This window comes from Streptomyces sp. NPDC049541 (assembly GCF_044465725.1).
Classification (GTDB): domain Bacteria; phylum Actinomycetota; class Actinomycetes; order Streptomycetales; family Streptomycetaceae; genus Streptomyces.
In genome coordinates, this window is record NZ_JBITLY010000007.1 from 240,458 (window position 1) to 255,975 (window position 15,518).

14 protein-coding genes and 2 pseudogenes are annotated in these 15,518 nt (G+C 71.5%); 8 read left to right on the forward strand and 8 right to left on the reverse strand.

Features of this window, described 5'->3' with window-relative positions:
- Positions 1-49: 49 nt before the first annotated feature.
- Positions 50-1,099: a hypothetical protein gene (locus ACIBW9_RS26665; protein WP_398959133.1), complete on the reverse strand. Its 1,050-nt coding sequence runs from the start codon at positions 1,097-1,099 to the stop codon at positions 50-52.
- A gap of 55 nt (positions 1,100-1,154) precedes the next feature.
- Complete coding sequence (locus tag ACIBW9_RS26670) at positions 1,155-2,426, reverse strand: FUSC family protein (RefSeq protein WP_398959135.1); 1,272 nt, start codon at positions 2,424-2,426, stop codon at positions 1,155-1,157.
- Positions 2,427-2,554: 128 nt separating this feature from the next.
- Here ACIBW9_RS26670 and ACIBW9_RS26675 point away from each other — a divergent pair, with 128 nt between their 5' ends.
- Positions 2,555-3,148, forward strand: coding sequence for a TIGR03086 family metal-binding protein (locus tag ACIBW9_RS26675; protein ID WP_398959137.1), 594 nt, complete (start codon positions 2,555-2,557; stop codon positions 3,146-3,148).
- 218 nt (positions 3,149-3,366) lie between these two features.
- On the opposite strand, the gene ACIBW9_RS26680 is transcribed toward ACIBW9_RS26675, so the two are convergent.
- Positions 3,367-3,960 carry a CGNR zinc finger domain-containing protein gene (locus ACIBW9_RS26680; RefSeq protein WP_398959139.1) on the reverse strand — a complete coding sequence of 198 codons (594 nt, stop codon included), beginning with the start codon at positions 3,958-3,960 and terminating at the stop codon, positions 3,367-3,369.
- Positions 3,961-4,099: 139 nt separating this feature from the next.
- Between ACIBW9_RS26680 and ACIBW9_RS26685 the strand changes: the two genes are divergently transcribed.
- Complete coding sequence (locus tag ACIBW9_RS26685) at positions 4,100-5,098, forward strand: zinc-binding alcohol dehydrogenase family protein (protein WP_398959141.1); 999 nt, start codon at positions 4,100-4,102, stop codon at positions 5,096-5,098.
- Positions 5,099-5,164: 66 nt separating this feature from the next.
- Entirely contained in the window at positions 5,165-6,067 is a 903-nt protein-coding gene (locus tag ACIBW9_RS26690; RefSeq protein WP_398959143.1) for a DUF3626 domain-containing protein, read from the forward strand.
- Here the strand turns inward: ACIBW9_RS26690 and ACIBW9_RS26695 are convergent.
- The 5 genes and pseudogenes from ACIBW9_RS26695 to ACIBW9_RS26715 form a co-directional block, all read right to left on the reverse strand.
- A pseudogene (locus tag ACIBW9_RS26695) lies at positions 6,022-6,491 on the reverse strand (diguanylate cyclase); the annotation flags it as partial. The gene ACIBW9_RS26690 and the pseudogene ACIBW9_RS26695 sit on opposite strands and share 46 nt — an antisense overlap.
- On the reverse strand, positions 6,448-8,091 hold the full coding sequence (locus tag ACIBW9_RS26700; protein WP_398959145.1) for a glycoside hydrolase family 13 protein: 1,644 nt from the start codon (positions 8,089-8,091) through the stop codon (positions 6,448-6,450). The gene ACIBW9_RS26700 and the pseudogene ACIBW9_RS26695, both read right to left, overlap by 44 nt.
- 66 nt (positions 8,092-8,157) lie before the next feature.
- Positions 8,158-9,000 (reverse strand): carbohydrate ABC transporter permease, encoded by an 843-nt coding sequence (locus tag ACIBW9_RS26705; protein ID WP_398959147.1) that lies wholly within the window; start codon positions 8,998-9,000, stop codon positions 8,158-8,160.
- Positions 8,997-9,992: a carbohydrate ABC transporter permease gene (locus ACIBW9_RS26710; protein WP_398959149.1), complete on the reverse strand. Its 996-nt coding sequence runs from the start codon at positions 9,990-9,992 to the stop codon at positions 8,997-8,999. The genes ACIBW9_RS26705 and ACIBW9_RS26710 overlap by 4 nt, the downstream gene beginning before the upstream one ends.
- A gap of 11 nt (positions 9,993-10,003) precedes the next feature.
- Positions 10,004-11,293 (reverse strand): ABC transporter substrate-binding protein, encoded by a 1,290-nt coding sequence (locus ACIBW9_RS26715; RefSeq protein WP_398959151.1) that lies wholly within the window; start codon positions 11,291-11,293, stop codon positions 10,004-10,006.
- Positions 11,294-11,503: 210 nt separating this feature from the next.
- Here ACIBW9_RS26715 and ACIBW9_RS26720 point away from each other — a divergent pair, with 210 nt between their 5' ends.
- The 5 genes and pseudogenes from ACIBW9_RS26720 (at position 11,504) to ACIBW9_RS26740 (ending at position 15,501) form a co-directional block, all read left to right on the forward strand.
- Positions 11,504-12,556, forward strand: coding sequence for a LacI family DNA-binding transcriptional regulator (locus ACIBW9_RS26720; protein ID WP_398959153.1), 1,053 nt, complete (start codon positions 11,504-11,506; stop codon positions 12,554-12,556).
- Positions 12,557-12,593: 37 nt separating this feature from the next.
- Positions 12,594-12,803, forward strand: a pseudogene (locus ACIBW9_RS26725) (hypothetical protein); the annotation flags it as partial.
- 23 nt (positions 12,804-12,826) lie between these two features.
- Complete coding sequence (locus tag ACIBW9_RS26730; protein ID WP_398959155.1) at positions 12,827-13,795, forward strand: phosphotransferase family protein; 969 nt, start codon at positions 12,827-12,829, stop codon at positions 13,793-13,795.
- Between the two features lie 91 nt (positions 13,796-13,886).
- Positions 13,887-15,173: an ROK family protein gene (locus tag ACIBW9_RS26735; protein ID WP_398959157.1), complete on the forward strand. Its 1,287-nt coding sequence runs from the start codon at positions 13,887-13,889 to the stop codon at positions 15,171-15,173.
- A gap of 94 nt (positions 15,174-15,267) precedes the next feature.
- Positions 15,268-15,501, forward strand: a complete 234-nt coding sequence (locus ACIBW9_RS26740) for a hypothetical protein (RefSeq protein ID WP_398959159.1) — start codon at positions 15,268-15,270, stop codon at positions 15,499-15,501.
- The last annotated feature ends 17 nt before the right edge of the window (positions 15,502-15,518 follow it).

The window sequence follows — 15,518 nt, forward strand, 5'->3', positions numbered from 1 at the left end:
GTCCGCAAGAACGGCAACGGGCGTTGCGCAAGGTGCAATGGGTACGGCTCTACCAGTCGCCGTCCGCCACCGGCTTGCCCGGAGCGTCCTTCAGCGGCTTGACCTGCTGCGGCGACGGATCCTGCCAGGGGTCGTGGTCGTCGCCGAGCCAGTCGCCGACCGGTTTCACGCCCTCCAGCGTGTCCGTGGGCGCGAGATCCTCCGCGTCCTGGTCGTAGTAGTCGTACCAGGGCAGCCCGGCCCGGGTGTACTCCGCACGGTTCACAGGGGACGGCGGGGGAGCCTCGCCGGTGATGCGGCGCCACTCCGGAGGCGTCACCAGGTGCACGAACACCCGCCCGGCGGGCCCCTCGGCCCAGTCCTCGAGCGGCCGGTCGTCCCGGTAGACCTCCTGCCGCATCGAACCGCCGACACCGAGCCCCATGGCCGCGGCGGGACGCGCACGGCCCGACGGAGCCGCCGCCGGTACCGGACCGCCCGGCGCGGCCGCCGCCATGGGCAGCGCCGCCCCGTATCCCCCGGCCGACATGCTCGTCCGGCGCAGCTCGGAGCGGCGCCGCTCCTCCTCGCGCCACTCGGCCAGCTTGGCTTCGCGGAGCGGGAAGGACTGCAGCTGGACGCCGCCCCAGGTCTCCTCGCCCGTGACCTGGCCCTCGACGGTCGCCCCCAGGCCCAGCGGCACCGCCACGAACTGGCGGACCGTGCCCTTCCCGGAGTTGATGCCGTCCAGCCAGGGCTGGCGGGGCAGCACGAGGTAGTTCTGCGGTTTCCGGGACAACCGGTCGCTCCAGGGCTTTCCCGAGACCGCGCACACCTTGCCGACCCCGACCTGCAGGGCGGCCGGCTCCACTGTCCCGCCGAAGCTCAGCCACATCGCCTCGCGCAGATACACCGGCAGCATCACACCGCCCCGCGCACGCCACTGGTCGGGCACCGTGTCCGGGAAGTCCGCGACCGGGCGCACCGGGAACTCGCCGAGGCCCGGTGGCAGCGGATGGGTGCCCGTCTCCGGCAGCCGCAGGGTGCGCACGAACCGCACTGCCACACCCCCCGGCAACCGCAGGGTGTTCCCGTCGATCCGCACGCCCGTGTCCGTCATCCGCCCGCCCCCTTGCTCCTTGGCCCCGGACGCGTACGCCGCTCCGGTGGCTCCGTCACTTGGGACGACGCCCGGCGTCGTCGGGGTTCCTGCGCAGCACCTCCGGAACCCGCAGCCGCTCGGAATCGCGCAGGCTCTCCCGCAGCCTGGTCAGCCGCGGCATCCGCTCGCGCTGTTCGCGGGAGTTGCGGTCCAGCTCCTCGAAGAGGCGGCGCGAGCGGTGCTCGGTGTCCATCTCGTCGAGAATGCGGTTGACCTCGGTCAGCACGGCGCCGTAGAGCTGCCAGCTGCGGGCGTCGCGCTGGACCTCCTCGAGCAGCAGCTGGGCCAGCTTGTCGCGGCTGGCCGCGGCCTGCCGCAGCTCCGCGGCCAGCCGGGACTCCGCCGACTCGGCGCTCTCGCTGACGTGGCTGGTGACCAGCACCGCGAAACTGACCACGGCGTCGGCGATCTCCGACAGCAGCTGCTCCACGGCGGCCCCCGTCTCGGGTGCGAACAGCGGCTCGGGATCGCGTTCCTTGGCGAGGTCGGTGAGGGTGCGCGCCAGCACCCGCAGGACCACCGTGCAGATCTCCAGCGTGTCCAGGCCCGTGCGCAGCACCACCCGGTGCAGCAGGCCCTCCCGAACGCGGGGATTGAGCCGCAGGCTGTCCTCGGCCTGTCGGAGGGCCGCGTCGACCTCGACGATGTCGTGGTCCAGCCGGCGTGCCTCGTAGAGCCGCTCTGTCGCCCGCTCGACGGGCGTGCGGCCGGCGGCCTCCTCGCCCATGCGCAGCATCAGCTGCCGCACCCGGCGGGCCAGACCCTCGATCGACTCGCCGGCCTCGTCCACCCACACGGGTGGCGCGAGCAGCAGATTGCAGCCGAACCCGACGACCGCGCCGATCAGTGTCTCCACCACCCGCGCCCAGGCCGTGTCCCCGTGGGTCGTCACCCCGAGCACCAGCATCGCGCTGATCGCCACCTCGGGCACGTACTCCTCGACCCGCACCAGCCGCCCCACCGCCAGCGAGGCCACGATCAGCAGGGCCAGACTCCACCACGTCAGACCCACCAGAAGGCTGAAGGCGATCGCGACGAGGACGCCGGCCACGACCGAGTTCACCCGGCGGACGCCGTTGGTGAGGGTGGCGTACAGGGTGACCTGCACGACCAGCAGCGCGGTCAGCGGAGCGGTGAGCGGTGCGGGCTCGGGACTGAGCCGCAGTGCGACGACGTACGCGATCGTCGCCGCGGCAGCCGACCGCAGGGTCTGTACGACCATCGGGTCCCGGCGGCGCTTCACAAAGCGCACGACAGACGCCGTCCACTCACGTACCGCTCGCATCCTCGGGCCGCGCTCCTTCCTCTCCTTGAAGACCTGTCCTGGAGGACCGTGTCCTTGAGGACCGTAACTGTCCGCAAGGCAGCCTAGATTGTTCATGTCGGTCGAAGGGTGACAGGAGGGGAACAATCGTGGTGCACACCCAGGGCATCGAGGTTCTCACGCAGGCGCACGCTTATCTCGCCGAGGTGGTCGCCGGAGTGCCGGAGTCGGCGTGGGGAGCGCCGACGCCGTGCAGCGAGTGGACGGTACGGCAGGTCCTCAATCACGCGCGTGTCGACCAGCAGGCCTACGGTCTCGCGATCACCGGCGGCCGCCCTGACTCGGACCCGTTCCACCCGGCCGACGCCCTCGACGGAGACCCGGCCGCGGAGCTCGACAAGGTGCTGCGCGCGGTGGCGGACGCCTACACGGGACTGCCCGCCGACGCCGAACAGGCACCGACTCCGCTGGGCCCCCTGCCCGTGCCGCTCGCCGCGGCGGCAGCCGCCATGGACGCGGCGGTGCACGCCTGGGACATCGCGGTCGCCACGGGCCAGGACCGACCGCTGACCGTAGGGCTCGCCGAGGGAATCCGGCCGGCGGCGGACCGGCTCGTCGACCATCTGCGGGACGCGTACCGGGTGTTCGCGCCCGCCCGCGAGGTCGCGCCGGGCTACGACACCGCCGAGGCGCTGCTCGCCTTCCTGGGCCGCGACCCGCACTGGTCGCCTGCGATGCGCTGACGCGCATGCGCAGTGAAGCCGAGGCGACGGTCGGCGGACAGCCCACGTCCCCCCGCCGGGCCCGCCCTACGGCTGGTAGGAGCGACCGCCTGAGCAGTTCACGGCGTCCGCCAATCGGTGGCCGGCGTGTGCCCGGCCGCCGTTGCGTCGGCACCGACTGCCCGGCCGGCCCCCGCCGACCTCGCGGTCGCCCGTACCCACGGCGTCCTGATCCACCTTCACCGCGTGGGTACGCCCCTGCTCCGGGACCGGTACCCGGCCACCTTCGCGAGGTTGCCGCAGCGCTCCATGGAGCACCAACGGCGGCGCCGGGCCTGGGAGTCGTCCAGGAACAGCAGTGAGCAGTTGGGGTTCTCGCATTTCTTGACCCGTTCCAGCAAGGGGCTGCGCACCAGGAGGACTGCGTCGCGGGCGACCGTCGCCAGAGCGGCCCGGGCCGGCTGTCGGGCCGTCCAGCGCAGGGGGCCCAGCTGGGGGGCGAGGTCCGGGCGGGCCGCCGCCTCGTTGATCAGCTCCACGTCGGCCGGTTCCGGGTGCTGCCCGGCCATCGACGTGCGCACCAGGCGGTAGAGGGCCTCGCGCAGGTCGCGGGCGCCGGTCAGGTCCCGGGCGGTGACCCGTACCGGCTCGCCGTCCGCGGTCAGCTCCGCCTCCGTGAACCAGCGGGCGAGCGCGGCCGGGTCCGGGAGCCGCTCCAGGGGAACGGACGCGTGCCGCCGGCCGAGCGTCGCCACGAAGTTCAGACAGGGGCGGCCGCCGATGAACGGGAAAGCGAGCGCCGGGTCGGCGGGCGGCGCGGAGGTACCGGTCATGAGGGAGAGCGTACACCGGTTCAGGAGGTGTCGAACATGACGGGCGATCCCTTGACACCGGTTGAAGCAGTGTTGGATGGTGACACCACTTCAACCGGTGTCAGTCGCGTGGGCGGCTGTGGCAGGAAGCGGGTGCGGTATGCGTGCGGTACGGATCGACGAGTTCGGCGGCCCCGAGGTGCTGGTGCAGGTCGAGGTGCCCGACCCCGTGGCGGGGCCCGGCGAGGTGCTGGTGCGGATCGCGGCGGCGGGCGTGAACCGCGCCGACGCGCTGGTCAGGAGGGGTGTCTACCACCGGGCCGGGCGACCGCCGCTGATCCCGGGCGTGGAGGCGGCCGGCGTCGTCGCGGCGGTGGGGGAGGGGGTGACCGGTCTGGAGGCCGGGCAGCGGGTCATGGCCCTGGACGGGGTCAACGCCCCTGGTTTCTATGCCGAGTTCGCGGTTGTGCCCGCCACTCAGGTCACCGTCCTGCCGGACGGCGTGGGCCTGACCGAGGCGGCCGCCCTGCCGGTGGCCTGGCTCTCCGCCTGGTACTGCCTGCGCCACCTCGCCCGGGTCACCAAGGAGGACACGGTGGTGGTGAAGGCGGCCGCGAGCGGGGTGGGCAGCGCGGCCGTGCAGATCGCCGCGGAGACGGGCGCGCGGGTCATCGCGCTTGCCGGATCGGCCGAAAAGGCGGCCTGGGCGGGGGAGTTCGGTGCCCACGTCACCGTCGACACCTCCGTCCACCCCGAGGACGCGGAGGTCGACGAGGTGCTGCGGCTGACCGACGGCCGTGGCGCCGACGTCGTCCTCGACACCGTCGGCGGCCGGGCGTTCGCCCGCAGTCTGCGCCAGGTGGGCCACGGCGGCCGGGTCGTGGCCCTCGCCAACGTCGCTCTGGAGCAGAGCACCGTCGACACCCGCGACTTCTACCCGAAGAACGCAGCCATCCTCGGCTTCCAGCTCACCAATCTCCAGATCCACGGCTACGACCCCCGCAACGATCTGCGGGAGCTCGCCGAGCGCGTGGCCTCGGGGGCGTACCGGGTGCCCGTCGAAACCGTCGTACCCCTCGAACAGGCCCGTACCGCCCACGAGTTGCTGGAGCAGCGCAGCAACCGCGGCAAAATCGTCCTGGCGGTTGCCGACCTCTGAGTGATCTCATGAGGGGGTCTTGGGGGCCCTCGGGACGCTTCGGGACCGGTGGGAGAAGGGGAACGGGTGGATTTCGGGAACGTCGGCTCACCGCGGGCGCGGCGGGCGCTGCGCCATGTAGCCGCCCGCTCGACGGGCCCGGCCCTCGGCCCCGACCTGCGCCTCACCCTGAACTTCCACCCCGACCGGCTGGTCGGCGGGCTGCCCATCCTCCGGGCGCTGGCCCAGGACGGCGCCTACCACTCGCAGTTCGTCACCGGCACCAGCAACGGCGGGCTCACCGCACACCCCGGCGGTGACCGCTGGCGCTGGGAGAGCCGGATCTTCGGCGGCGCCTACGACGACGCCGATCCGCACGAGCGGCCCGTGTACGGGGCGCTGAACTTCCGGCGGCAAGTGGTCGGCGCCGCCCCCCGGTTCGGCTCCTCGCACTTCCGGCTCACCGCCGACGCCCTCGCCCGCACCACGTTCTGCTACCCCGACAGCGCGGCCGAGCCGACCGACTTCGGAGTGGCCGCCGGCATGTCGCTGATCGCGCTCGCCGAGGCCGACGAGCAGGACGCCCTCAACGACTACATCGAGGCCCAGGTCCACGGCGGCGTACAGCTCGCCGCGCACATCGAGGCGCTCGTCCTGGACTCCGGCTACCGCGGCACGTCCGTCGAGGCGGCCGCCCGCCTGCTGCCCTGCCCGGTCGAGTGGCACCCCGGCTACCGGCTGAGCGTGGCGGAGTTGCGGGAGCACGCCGACTACCGCGGGGCGGAGTACGCGGAACTGGGTGCCCGGATCGCCCAGGACGGCCAGGTCGATCCGAGGATCATCGGCGACGCCGCCCGCACCGGCCGCCACGCACTGCAGGATCTGAAGATGGTCTGGCACATCCTCGCCCGCTTCGGCGCTCCCGAAGGGGCGGGCACCGCCTGTGCGCCCGGCGGCCGCACCCCGGGGGTGAGAACGCCGAGCGCATAGGCGTGCGCCACCCGTTCGGTACGGTTCGAGGCGCCCCAGCGCGCCGACAGCCGCCGTAGGTGACAGGTGACGCCGTCCGCGCTGAGACCGGTCTCCGCGGCGGCCCTGGCGGTGGTGGCGCCCCCGGCGAGCAGCGCCAGGACGCGGGCCTCCACCGATGCCAGTCGCTGACCGGGTCGGCGGTCAGCTCGCCGAACCGCTCGCCGCCGCCCGGCCCCGCCCAGCACACCGACACCTGGTGGCGCGAGCGGTGCCGCAGCCGCAGCGCCTGCGCGATCCGCTCCACCTGCGTGGCCTCCTGCGGCCGGAACAGTTCCAGCACATCAAGGCCGCGCAACCGCCCCGGAGTCGTACCGCACTCCGCGACACGCACTACGCAATCATGTGGCGAGCCAGGCTGCCTGATCCGGTCCCAGCAGATCATCGTCCAGTGCGCCGCTCGCCAGCAGGACCGAGGTGTGCTCGGGCAGCCGGTACGGCTCGGCCGAGAGGTTCACCACGCACACGAAACCGGGCTCGCGGCGGAACGAGAGGACGCCGGCCGGGGCGTCGAGCCAGCTCAGGCCACCGTCGCCGAGGGCCGGATGGTCGCGGCGCAGGCGCAGGGCGGCGCGGTACAGCTCCAGCATCGAGCCCTCGACGCCGTCCTGCGCGGCCACGCTGTGCTCCGCCCAGCCGTCCGGCTGCGGCAGCCAGGGCTCGGCCGTCGTGCCCTCCGGACTGAAGCCGTACGGGGCACTGCGCCCCGACCACGGGATCGGCACCCGGCAGCCGTCTCGCCCGCGGTCGGTGTGCCCCGACCGTTCCCATACCGGGTCCTGGAGCACGGACTCGGGCAGGTCCTCGACCTCCGGCAGCCCGAGCTCCTCCCCCTGGTAGATGTAGGCACCGCCGGGCAGCGCGAGCATCAGCAGGGCGGCGGCGCGGGCCCGCCGGGTGCCCAGGGCCAGATCCAGGGGGCCCTCGGGCCGGTAGGGCTCGTTGGCGACCCAGCGCCGGACCACCTTGCGGCCGTAGCGGCTGGGGTGGCGCATCACGTCGTGGTTGGACAGCACCCAGGTGGCCGGGGCGCCCACCGCGCCGAGCATGGCGAGGGAGTCGTCGATGACGGCCCGCAGCTCCTTCGCGTCCCAACTGGACATCAGGAAGTCGAAGTTGAAGGCCGTGTGCAGACCGTCCTGGCGGACGTAGGCGGCGAGTCGCTCCGGGGTGTCCGCCCAGGCCTCGGCGACGAACGAGCGGTCACCGGGAAACTCGTCGGCCACCCGGCGCCAGGCGCGGTAGATGTCGTGCACCTCGTCCCGGTCCCAGTGCGGATGGTCGAGGTGCTGCCGCGGGCCGTCGGGCGCCGCTTCCGGGCGGGGCGGCAGGTCGGGCAGCTCGGGATGCTTGATCAGCCCGTGCGCCACGTCGATACGGAAGCCGTCCACGCCCCGGCTGAACCAGAACCGCAGGATCGACTCGAACTCCGCCCGCACGTCCGGGTGCTGCCAGTTGAGATCCGGCTGCTCGGGGGCGAACAGGTGCAGATACCACTCCCCGTCGGGCAGCCGGGTCCAGGCCGGGCCGCCGAAGCAGGACACCCAGTCGTTGGGCGGTTCGGCGCCGTCCGCGCCGCGGCCGGCCCGGAAGACGTAGCGCTCCCGCTCCGGGCTGCCGGGCCCGGCAGCCAGCGCCGCCTGGAACCAGGCGTGCTGGTCGGAGGTGTGGTTGGGCACGATGTCAGGGATCACGCGGATGCCGTGCCGGTGTGCCTCGTCGATGAGCTGCTCCGCCTCGGCGACCGTGCCGAACAGCGGATCGATCCGACGGAAGTCGGCGACGTCGTAACCGTGGTCGGCCATCGGCGACTTGTACCAGGGGTTGATCCAGATCGCGTCCACCCCGAGCGACTTCAGATACGGCAGCCGGGAGCGGATGCCCGCGATGTCGCCGACGCCGTCGCCGTTGCCGTCGGCGAAACTGCGGACGTAGACCTGGTAGATGACGGCGTCGCGCCACCAAGGTGCGGTGCTGGTGGACATATGGGTGCGTACTCCTCGTACATCAGTGGGGTACATCAGCGGGGACACATCAGTGGGGAAAAAGGGCTACTTCGCCGCGCCCGCCGTGAGGCCGGCCACGATCCGGCGCTGGAACAGCAGCACCACCACCACGAGCGGAACCGTGACCAGGACTCCGGCTGCCATCTGGCTGCCGAACGGCGTCTCGAACTGGGTCGCACCGGCGAACTTCGAGATCGCGACGGGCGCCGTCTGGATGGAGGGCTTGTTGGTCATCGACAGGGCGATGAGGAACTCGTTCCAGGCGGCGATGAAGGTGATGATCGCGGTGGTGAAGATGCCGGGCGCGGCGAGCGGGATGATGACGCGGCGGAAGGCCTGGGCGCGGGTGCAGCCGTCGATCATGGCCGCGTGCTCCAGTTCGTCGGGCATCTGCCGGAAGAAGGCCGTCAGGTTCCACACCGCGAGCGGCAGCGTGAAGGACAGGCTGGGCACGATCATCGCCTGGTAGGTGTTGATCCAGCCGAAGCCGACGAACATCTTCAGCAGCGGTACCACGAGCGACACCACCGGGAACATCGACGTGGCGATGATCAGCGTCAGCACGAACCGTTTGAAGCGGAACTCCAGCCGCGCCATCGCATACGCCGTGAACGTCGCCAGCAGCAGTGCACATACGGTCGTGATGCCCGCTACGACAAGACTGTTGAACAGGGCACGGGTGAAGTTCTCGGAAGGGTCGAGCACGGCACGGTAGTTCTCGAAGGAGATCCGTTCCGGGAACAGGGAGTTGTCGAAGATGTCCGAGGTGCGGCGCAGACTGGAGACCAGCATCCAGTAGAACGGTGCCAGACAGTAGGCGACGACAGCGGCGACGCCGAGCCAGAGCAGCGCTCTGCGCAGGACCGGGTGCAGGGCGGCGGAGTTCATGCAGCCACCTCCTTGTGGCGGCGCGGCACCACGTCGGCGCCCAGCAGCCGTACGAACGCCAGCGCGATGAGGAAGACATAGACGAAGAGGATCACCGCGTAGGCGGCGGCCGGTCCGAACCGCACGTTCGCGGCCTGGTCCTGGGCGAGCATGGACAGCGTCTCCACGGACGTCTTCTGCGCGCCGATCAGGATGTACGGCAGGTCGAACATGCGCAGCGCGTCGAGCGTGCGGAACAGCACGGCCACCAGCAGTGCCGGCTTGACCAGCGGCAGCGTGATGCTCCAGAACTGGCGCAGCGCGCCCGCCCCGTCCATGCGCGCCGCCTCGTACACCTCCTTGGAGATCACCTGGAGTCCGGCCAGCACCAGCAGCCCGATGAACGGAGCCGTCTTCCACACATCGGCCACGATGACCGCGACCTTGGCGTGGAACCCCTCCGTGGTCCACAGGATCTGACGGCCGATCAGGGCGTTGGCCACTCCCTCGCTGCTGAAGATCCAGCGCCACAGCAGACCCGTGACGGCGGTGGGGATTGCCCACGGCACCAGGATGGAGGCGCGGACGACCGCCCGGCCGCGCAGCGCCCGGTGCATGATCAGAGCCATCGCGATGCCGAGCACCGTCTCCAGTGTGACCGTGGTGACGGTCAGGAAGGTCGTGTTCCAGAAGGCGTTCCAGAAGCGGTCGCCCGCCGCTCCGAAGATCGCGGTGTAGTTGTCGGCGCCGACGAACGGGTCGTGGTCGCGCACGAAACCCGTCTTCGGGTCGAGGCCCGGGGTGCCGTAGAAGGAGTCCTTCAGCGCCACGATCGTCGGACAGAGCACGACGACCGCCAGGACCAGCAGTGTCGGCGAGACGAGCAGGGCGGCGAGCCTGCCCTCGCCGGAGGTGGCTCTGCGTCCGCGGTCCCGCAGGGTCCGGCCGGCGCTGTCGTGGGTCTTCGCTTCCGGCCGGTCGAGGCTGTCCGGCGGGTTGTGGGTGCTCACCATGTCGTGTCTCCTCACTGCCCGGCCGCCTGTTGCCGCAGGTCCTTCTGCAGGTCCTTCAGCGCGCTCGCGCTGCTCTTGGCTCCGGTCAGCGCGGCGAACGCCTCCCGCTGCACGGCGGCGGTGACATCGCCGTAGCCGAAGACCCGCGGCCGTGGCACCGCATGCAGGATCGACTGCTTGAGGACGGGCAGGTACGGATACTTCTTCACCAGGCGCGGGTCCTGGTACAGCGCCTGGTACGTGGGCGCCGCCGGCGCGTAGGCCAGTGCGAAGCGCTGGGTCTCCTGGCTGGTGAAGAAGCGGATGAAGTCGAGTGCGGTGGCCTTGTTCTTCGCCGAGGCGGACAGCGCCAGGTTGTGGCCGCCCAGGCTGGAGGCGCCGGGCCCGTTCAGGCCGGGCAGCGGTGCGACGGCGAACTTGCCCGCGACCTTGCTGGAGCCGTCCTTCTTGTTCACCAGCGGATACATGTACGGCCACTGCCGTTCGAAGACGAGCCTGCCGGACTGGAAGGCGCGGCGGGCGTCCTCCTCCTGGTAGGTGGCGGCCTCCTTGGGGATGGTGCCGTCCCGGAAGGAGCTGACCAGGAAGTCCAGGCCCTTCCTGGCCTGCGGGGTGTCGAGATGCGGTTGCCCTTGCGCGTCGGTGACGACCCCGCCCGCGGAGTTCACCGCCTCGGCGAAGTTCACCGTAAGGCCCTCGTACTTCTGGAACTGGCCCGCGTAACAGGCCATGCCCTTGGCCGCGGGCAGTCTGCGCACCCTGGCGCAGTCCGCCTTCAACTCCGCCCAGGTGACCGGCGGTCGAGAGATGCCTGCCTGCCGGAGCAGATCGGTGCGGTAGTACAGCATGCCGCCGTCGGAGCTGGCCGGCACGGAGTACAGGCCGCCGCGGTACATGCCGGTCGCGACGATCGGCTTCAGCATCCGGCTCAGCGGGAAGCGGTCCTCGGGCAGCCGGTCCACCCAACGATGCGCCGCGAACTCCGAGGTCCACACGACGTCCAGGGACAGCACGGTGAAGGCGTCCGACCGCGTCGCCGCGTTCTGGATCATCTGCTGCCGCTGGGCGTCGGGATCGGTGGGCAGCTGGACGAAGGTGACCTTCTCGCCCGGGTGCAGCCTGTTCCAGCGGTCGAGCACCGCCTGCACGGTCCCGGTGTTGTCGGCACCGGCGACATAGGTGATGGGGCCGCGCCCCGTACTCGACACGGAGCCGCCGCCGGTGCCGCACGCGGCAACGGCGGCCAGCCCCGCGCACAGCGCACCGGAGCGCCGCAACGCTCTGGTCTTCCTCTTGTTCAAGGTCACTCCTGGGCAGCGATTGCAGAGGAAAATATGCAGGTCAGACCGTATAGATGTGAGATCTGCTCAAGTAGTTGATTTCGGTTGAGACAACGCTTGCAAGCTAGGAGCAAGCCGGGCGGCACGTCAATGCGTTACGCGCAAGTAATCCAGTGACAGCGCTGTCACGAGGGCGGGCGGATCAGTGCACGCTTGTGCTAACGTCCGCCCATGCCAGCAGCTCAACGGCACCCCACGATGGCCGATGTGGCCGAACGGGCCGGGGTCTCCACATCCACCGTCTCCCGCACCCTGCGCGGACTGTCGAGCGTCTCGCCGGACGTCCGGGCCCGCGTCGAACAGGCCGCGCGCGAGCTGAACTTCGCGGTGTCCCGGCAGGCCTCCAGCCTGGTGACCGGCAGGACCGGCGTGGTGGCGGTGCTGGTGCCCACCCTCAAGTCGTGGTTCATGGGCTCGGCCCTGTCCAGCCTGGGCCCGCTGCTGCGCGCCGCGGACATGGAACTGGCCCTCTACGTGATACCGGACCTAGCCGAACGCGCCTCGTTCTTCGAGCAGTTGCCGGCCCGCCGCAACGCCGACGCCCTGCTGGTGCACTGCTTCGACCTCACCGAGGAGGAGGGCGCCCGGCTCGACGACCTCGGGATGCCGGTCATCTACGTCAGCCAGCACGCCGAGGGACGCCCCAGCGTGTACGTCGACGACGCGGCCGGCGCCCTCAGCGGCACCCGGCACCTGCTGAACCTGGGCCACCGCCGCATCGCCTTCATGCAGAGCCCCGGCGCCACCGGCTTCTCCTTCAGCTCGCATGCGCGGCTGCACGGCTACCGGCAGGCGCTCGCCGAGGCGGGCATCCCGCTGGACGACTCCCTGGTGGTGGCCGCTCCCGCCGAGGACAAGCGCGCCGTCGCCGAAGCGCTGGGGCAACTGCTCGGCCTGCGCGAGCCTCCCACCGCGGTCTTCGCCGAGCAGGACGAGCTCGCCGCCACCCTGATCTCGACCCTGCGCAAGGCCAGGATCGAGGTGCCCGAGGCGATGTCCGTCCTCGGCTTCGACGACCAGCCGCTGGCCGACTGGTTCGACCTGACCACGGTGGCCCAGTCGCCCTCCGAGATGGGCCGTGTGGCCGGCGAGCTGGTCCTGCGCCTGATCAACGACCCGGAGGCGGACCACGAGCGGCACATCGTCCTGCCGACCCGTCTGATCCCGCGGGGCACCACCGCCCGGCCGCCCGGCCCCGCGACCGAGGACGAGAACCCCACCTGAGGGCCTTTGCAAGCCCCCCGACACGTTCCTGACGACACGGCACCGCGTCGCCGCCGAGGCCGACGAGGTCTGGCAGCTGCTCGACGCCGGGGCCCGCGTGTACATCTGCGGCGACGGTTCGAAAATGGGGCCGGGCGTGCGGGACGCGTTCCGTACGCTGTACCGGGACCGCACGCCCGGAGCCGACCGCACGGCGGCCGAGGAGTGGCTCGACGCACTGATCGCGGACGGGTACGCGGCCGGCTGACCGAGGGGAGAGGTGGGCGCACGGTGGTGGACTCCTGGGAGAGGGCCCGACGCATCCTGGAGGGCGCACGGATCCCTTCCGACCGGCTGGAAGACCTGCGCCCCCTCACCGGTGGCACCTACAACACCGTCGAGGAACTCCGGCTCACCGACGGCAGCCGCTACGTACTCAAGGTCGCACCGGACACCCCCGGACTGCGCTACGAGAGCCGGCTCCTCGTCGCCGAGGCGGAGTTCTACCGCCGCGCCGAAACGGCCGGTGTGCCGGCGCCCCGGCTCGTCACCCTCGACGACGACGACAGCTCCGTACTTTTGATGACCGCATGTCCCGGCGACCCGTGGGACGGATCCGTCGCCGAGGAAGAACGGGGTTGTCTGCGCGCTGAGTTGGGACGCGAGGTGGCCGCCCTGCACCGTGTCACCGGAACCGCCTTCGGCTACCCGTCCGGTGCGCTCGGCCCCCTCGCCGACGACTGGCGGACCGCCTTCAGCGGAATGCTGGAGGCGATCCTCGACGACGCCCGCCGCTTCTCGGCCCGGCTGCCCAGACCCGTCGACGAGATCGCCGGCACCCTCCGCGCCGCGTACGACTGCCTCGACGAGGTCACCGTCCCCGCACTCGTCCACTTCGACCTGTGGGACGGCAACATCCTCGTGGAACGCTCGGGGGGCTCCGTCCGCATCGGCGGGCTCATCGACGGGGAGCGCATGTTCTGGGGCGACCCGCTGGCCGAGTTCGTCTCCCTGGCGCTGCTCGGGGACATCAGGAAGGACGAGGCGTTCCTCTCGGGCTACCGGGAGGGCGGCGGACGCGCCGAGTTCGACCGCCCGGCCCTCCTGCGCCTCGCCCTCTACCGCACCTACCTCTACCTGATCATGCTGGTGGAGGCCGTGCCGCGGGCGATGGGGGAGGGGGACATCCGGTGGCGTGAGGAGGCGGTCGCACCGGAGCTCGTGGCCGCCCTGGACGAGATCGAGGAGGCCACCTCTTAGCTCACATCATGAACTAAGGGTTGGAGGAATGTCGCGCCAAGCCTGTCCGCAGAGGTATGTTGCAGGTCGGACAGGGCGCGAAAGGAACCACATGGCGGGGCGCAACGGACGCACGGTGCGCGACCTCAGGCGGGCCAACCGCGCGGTCGTGCTGCAGCGGCTCTACTTCGACGGACCCCTCAGCCGCTTCGAACTCGGCCCGGTGACCGGGCTGAGCTCCGGCTCGGTCAGCAACGTCGTCGCGGACCTCGTCGCCGACGGCCTCGTCGAGGAGGCCGGCAGCGTCGACTCCGACGGCGGCCGCCCCCGCACCCTGCTGCGCGTGGCACCCGGCGCCGGCCACATGATCGGCGTCGACGTCGGCGAGACCCGGGTGCGCGTCGAGCTGTTCGACCTCACCCTCACCGAACTCGCCCGCGCCGAGCGGCCCTTGGAGCAGCAGCGCTACGACGTCGAGGTCATCGTCGGCCACATCCGCGACGGTATCGCCGAGGTGCTCGCCGGTGCCGCCATCGGCCCGGAACAGCTCCTCGGCGTTGGCATAGGCGTCCCCGGCATCGTGGAGCGCACCCCGGAGCGCGGCGCCGTCGTGCACGGGCAGACGATCGGCTGGGACGCCGTACCGCTGGAGGCGCTGCTTCGCTCGTCCTCCCAACTCCCGGACGAGGTCCGGTACTTCATCGACAACGGCGCCAAGACCCTCGGCCAGGCCGAGATGTGGTTCGGTGCGGGACGCGGCGCTCGCAATGCGATCGTCGTCCTCTTCGGCTCCGGTGTCGGCGCGTGCCTCGTGACGCCCGAGGTGGAGCAGGGACGGGCGGTCGAGTGGGGCCATCTGACGGTACGGGTCAGGGGGCGCCGGTGCCGGTGCGGTGCGCTGGGCTGTCTGGAGGCGTATGCGGGGGCGGAATCGCTGCTGGAGCGGTGGCGCGAGGAGGGGGGGCAGCCGCCGGAGGGGGCGGACGAGGAGACCGCCCTGACGGCGATGCTTGCGTCCGCGTACCCGGCCGAGAGCGGCGGGGCCGATCCGGTCGCGCTGGCCGTGCTGGAGGAGACCGCCGAGTATCTCGGAGCCGGGCTGTCCGACCTGATCAACCTGTTCCAGCCCGAGCGGATTCTCATCGGGGGGTGGGCGGGGCTTCAGCTGGGGGCGCGGTTCCTGCCTGCGGTGCGGCGGTATGCGGCCTCGTATGCGCTGCGGCACCCGGCCGAGAAGGTGGCCATTGATCTTGGGCGGCTCGGGCCCGACGCGGTCACCGTCGGTGCGGCGATCTTGCCGCTGGCGGACTTCTTCGCGCGCGGCGGACGGCGGCCGGAGCCGGTGCCTGCGGGGCCGGTGCCTGCGTGGCGGACGGCGTTGGAGGAACGCACTCCCTGACAGCCCCCCGCTCCTTTGGGGCGCACCCCCCAGGTTTCGGCCGTCACCCGCAGAGGTACTCGCGTCTCGCTCGACGACGTGAAGGGAGTGCGCCGTGGCCGATCGGCACGACACAGGCCAAGGCGGTGAGCCCGTGCCGCGGGATCTGCCTGACCAGCAGGTCGGCGAGGGTGAGGACCCGCTGGACATCCCCGTTCCGGACATGGAAGCCGATACGTCCGACGACGAGGTGCCGGACACCGACGAGGCCGGTACCGGACGACGGGACGGACCCCGTTCGGCCGCCGTCCACCCCGAGCACCCCGCTCCGGACGAGCCCTCGGCCTGACCGCGACAGGGGAGCCA

Coding starts and splice junctions, on each gene's coding strand:
- ACIBW9_RS26665 (WP_398959133.1), bottom strand. CDS start 1,099: ATGACGGACACGGGCGTGCGGATCGACGGGAACACCCTGCGGTTGCCG.
- ACIBW9_RS26670 (WP_398959135.1), bottom strand. CDS start 2,426: ATGCGAGCGGTACGTGAGTGGACGGCGTCTGTCGTGCGCTTTGTGAAG.
- ACIBW9_RS26680 (WP_398959139.1), bottom strand. CDS start 3,960: ATGACCGGTACCTCCGCGCCGCCCGCCGACCCGGCGCTCGCTTTCCCG.
- ACIBW9_RS26685 (WP_398959141.1), top strand. CDS start 4,100: ATGCGTGCGGTACGGATCGACGAGTTCGGCGGCCCCGAGGTGCTGGTG.
- ACIBW9_RS26700 (WP_398959145.1), bottom strand. CDS start 8,091: ATGTCCACCAGCACCGCACCTTGGTGGCGCGACGCCGTCATCTACCAG.
- ACIBW9_RS26705 (WP_398959147.1), bottom strand. CDS start 9,000: ATGAACTCCGCCGCCCTGCACCCGGTCCTGCGCAGAGCGCTGCTCTGG.
- ACIBW9_RS26710 (WP_398959149.1), bottom strand. CDS start 9,992: ATGGTGAGCACCCACAACCCGCCGGACAGCCTCGACCGGCCGGAAGCG.
- ACIBW9_RS26720 (WP_398959153.1), top strand. CDS start 11,504: ATGCCAGCAGCTCAACGGCACCCCACGATGGCCGATGTGGCCGAACGG.
- ACIBW9_RS26735 (WP_398959157.1), top strand. CDS start 13,887: ATGGCGGGGCGCAACGGACGCACGGTGCGCGACCTCAGGCGGGCCAAC.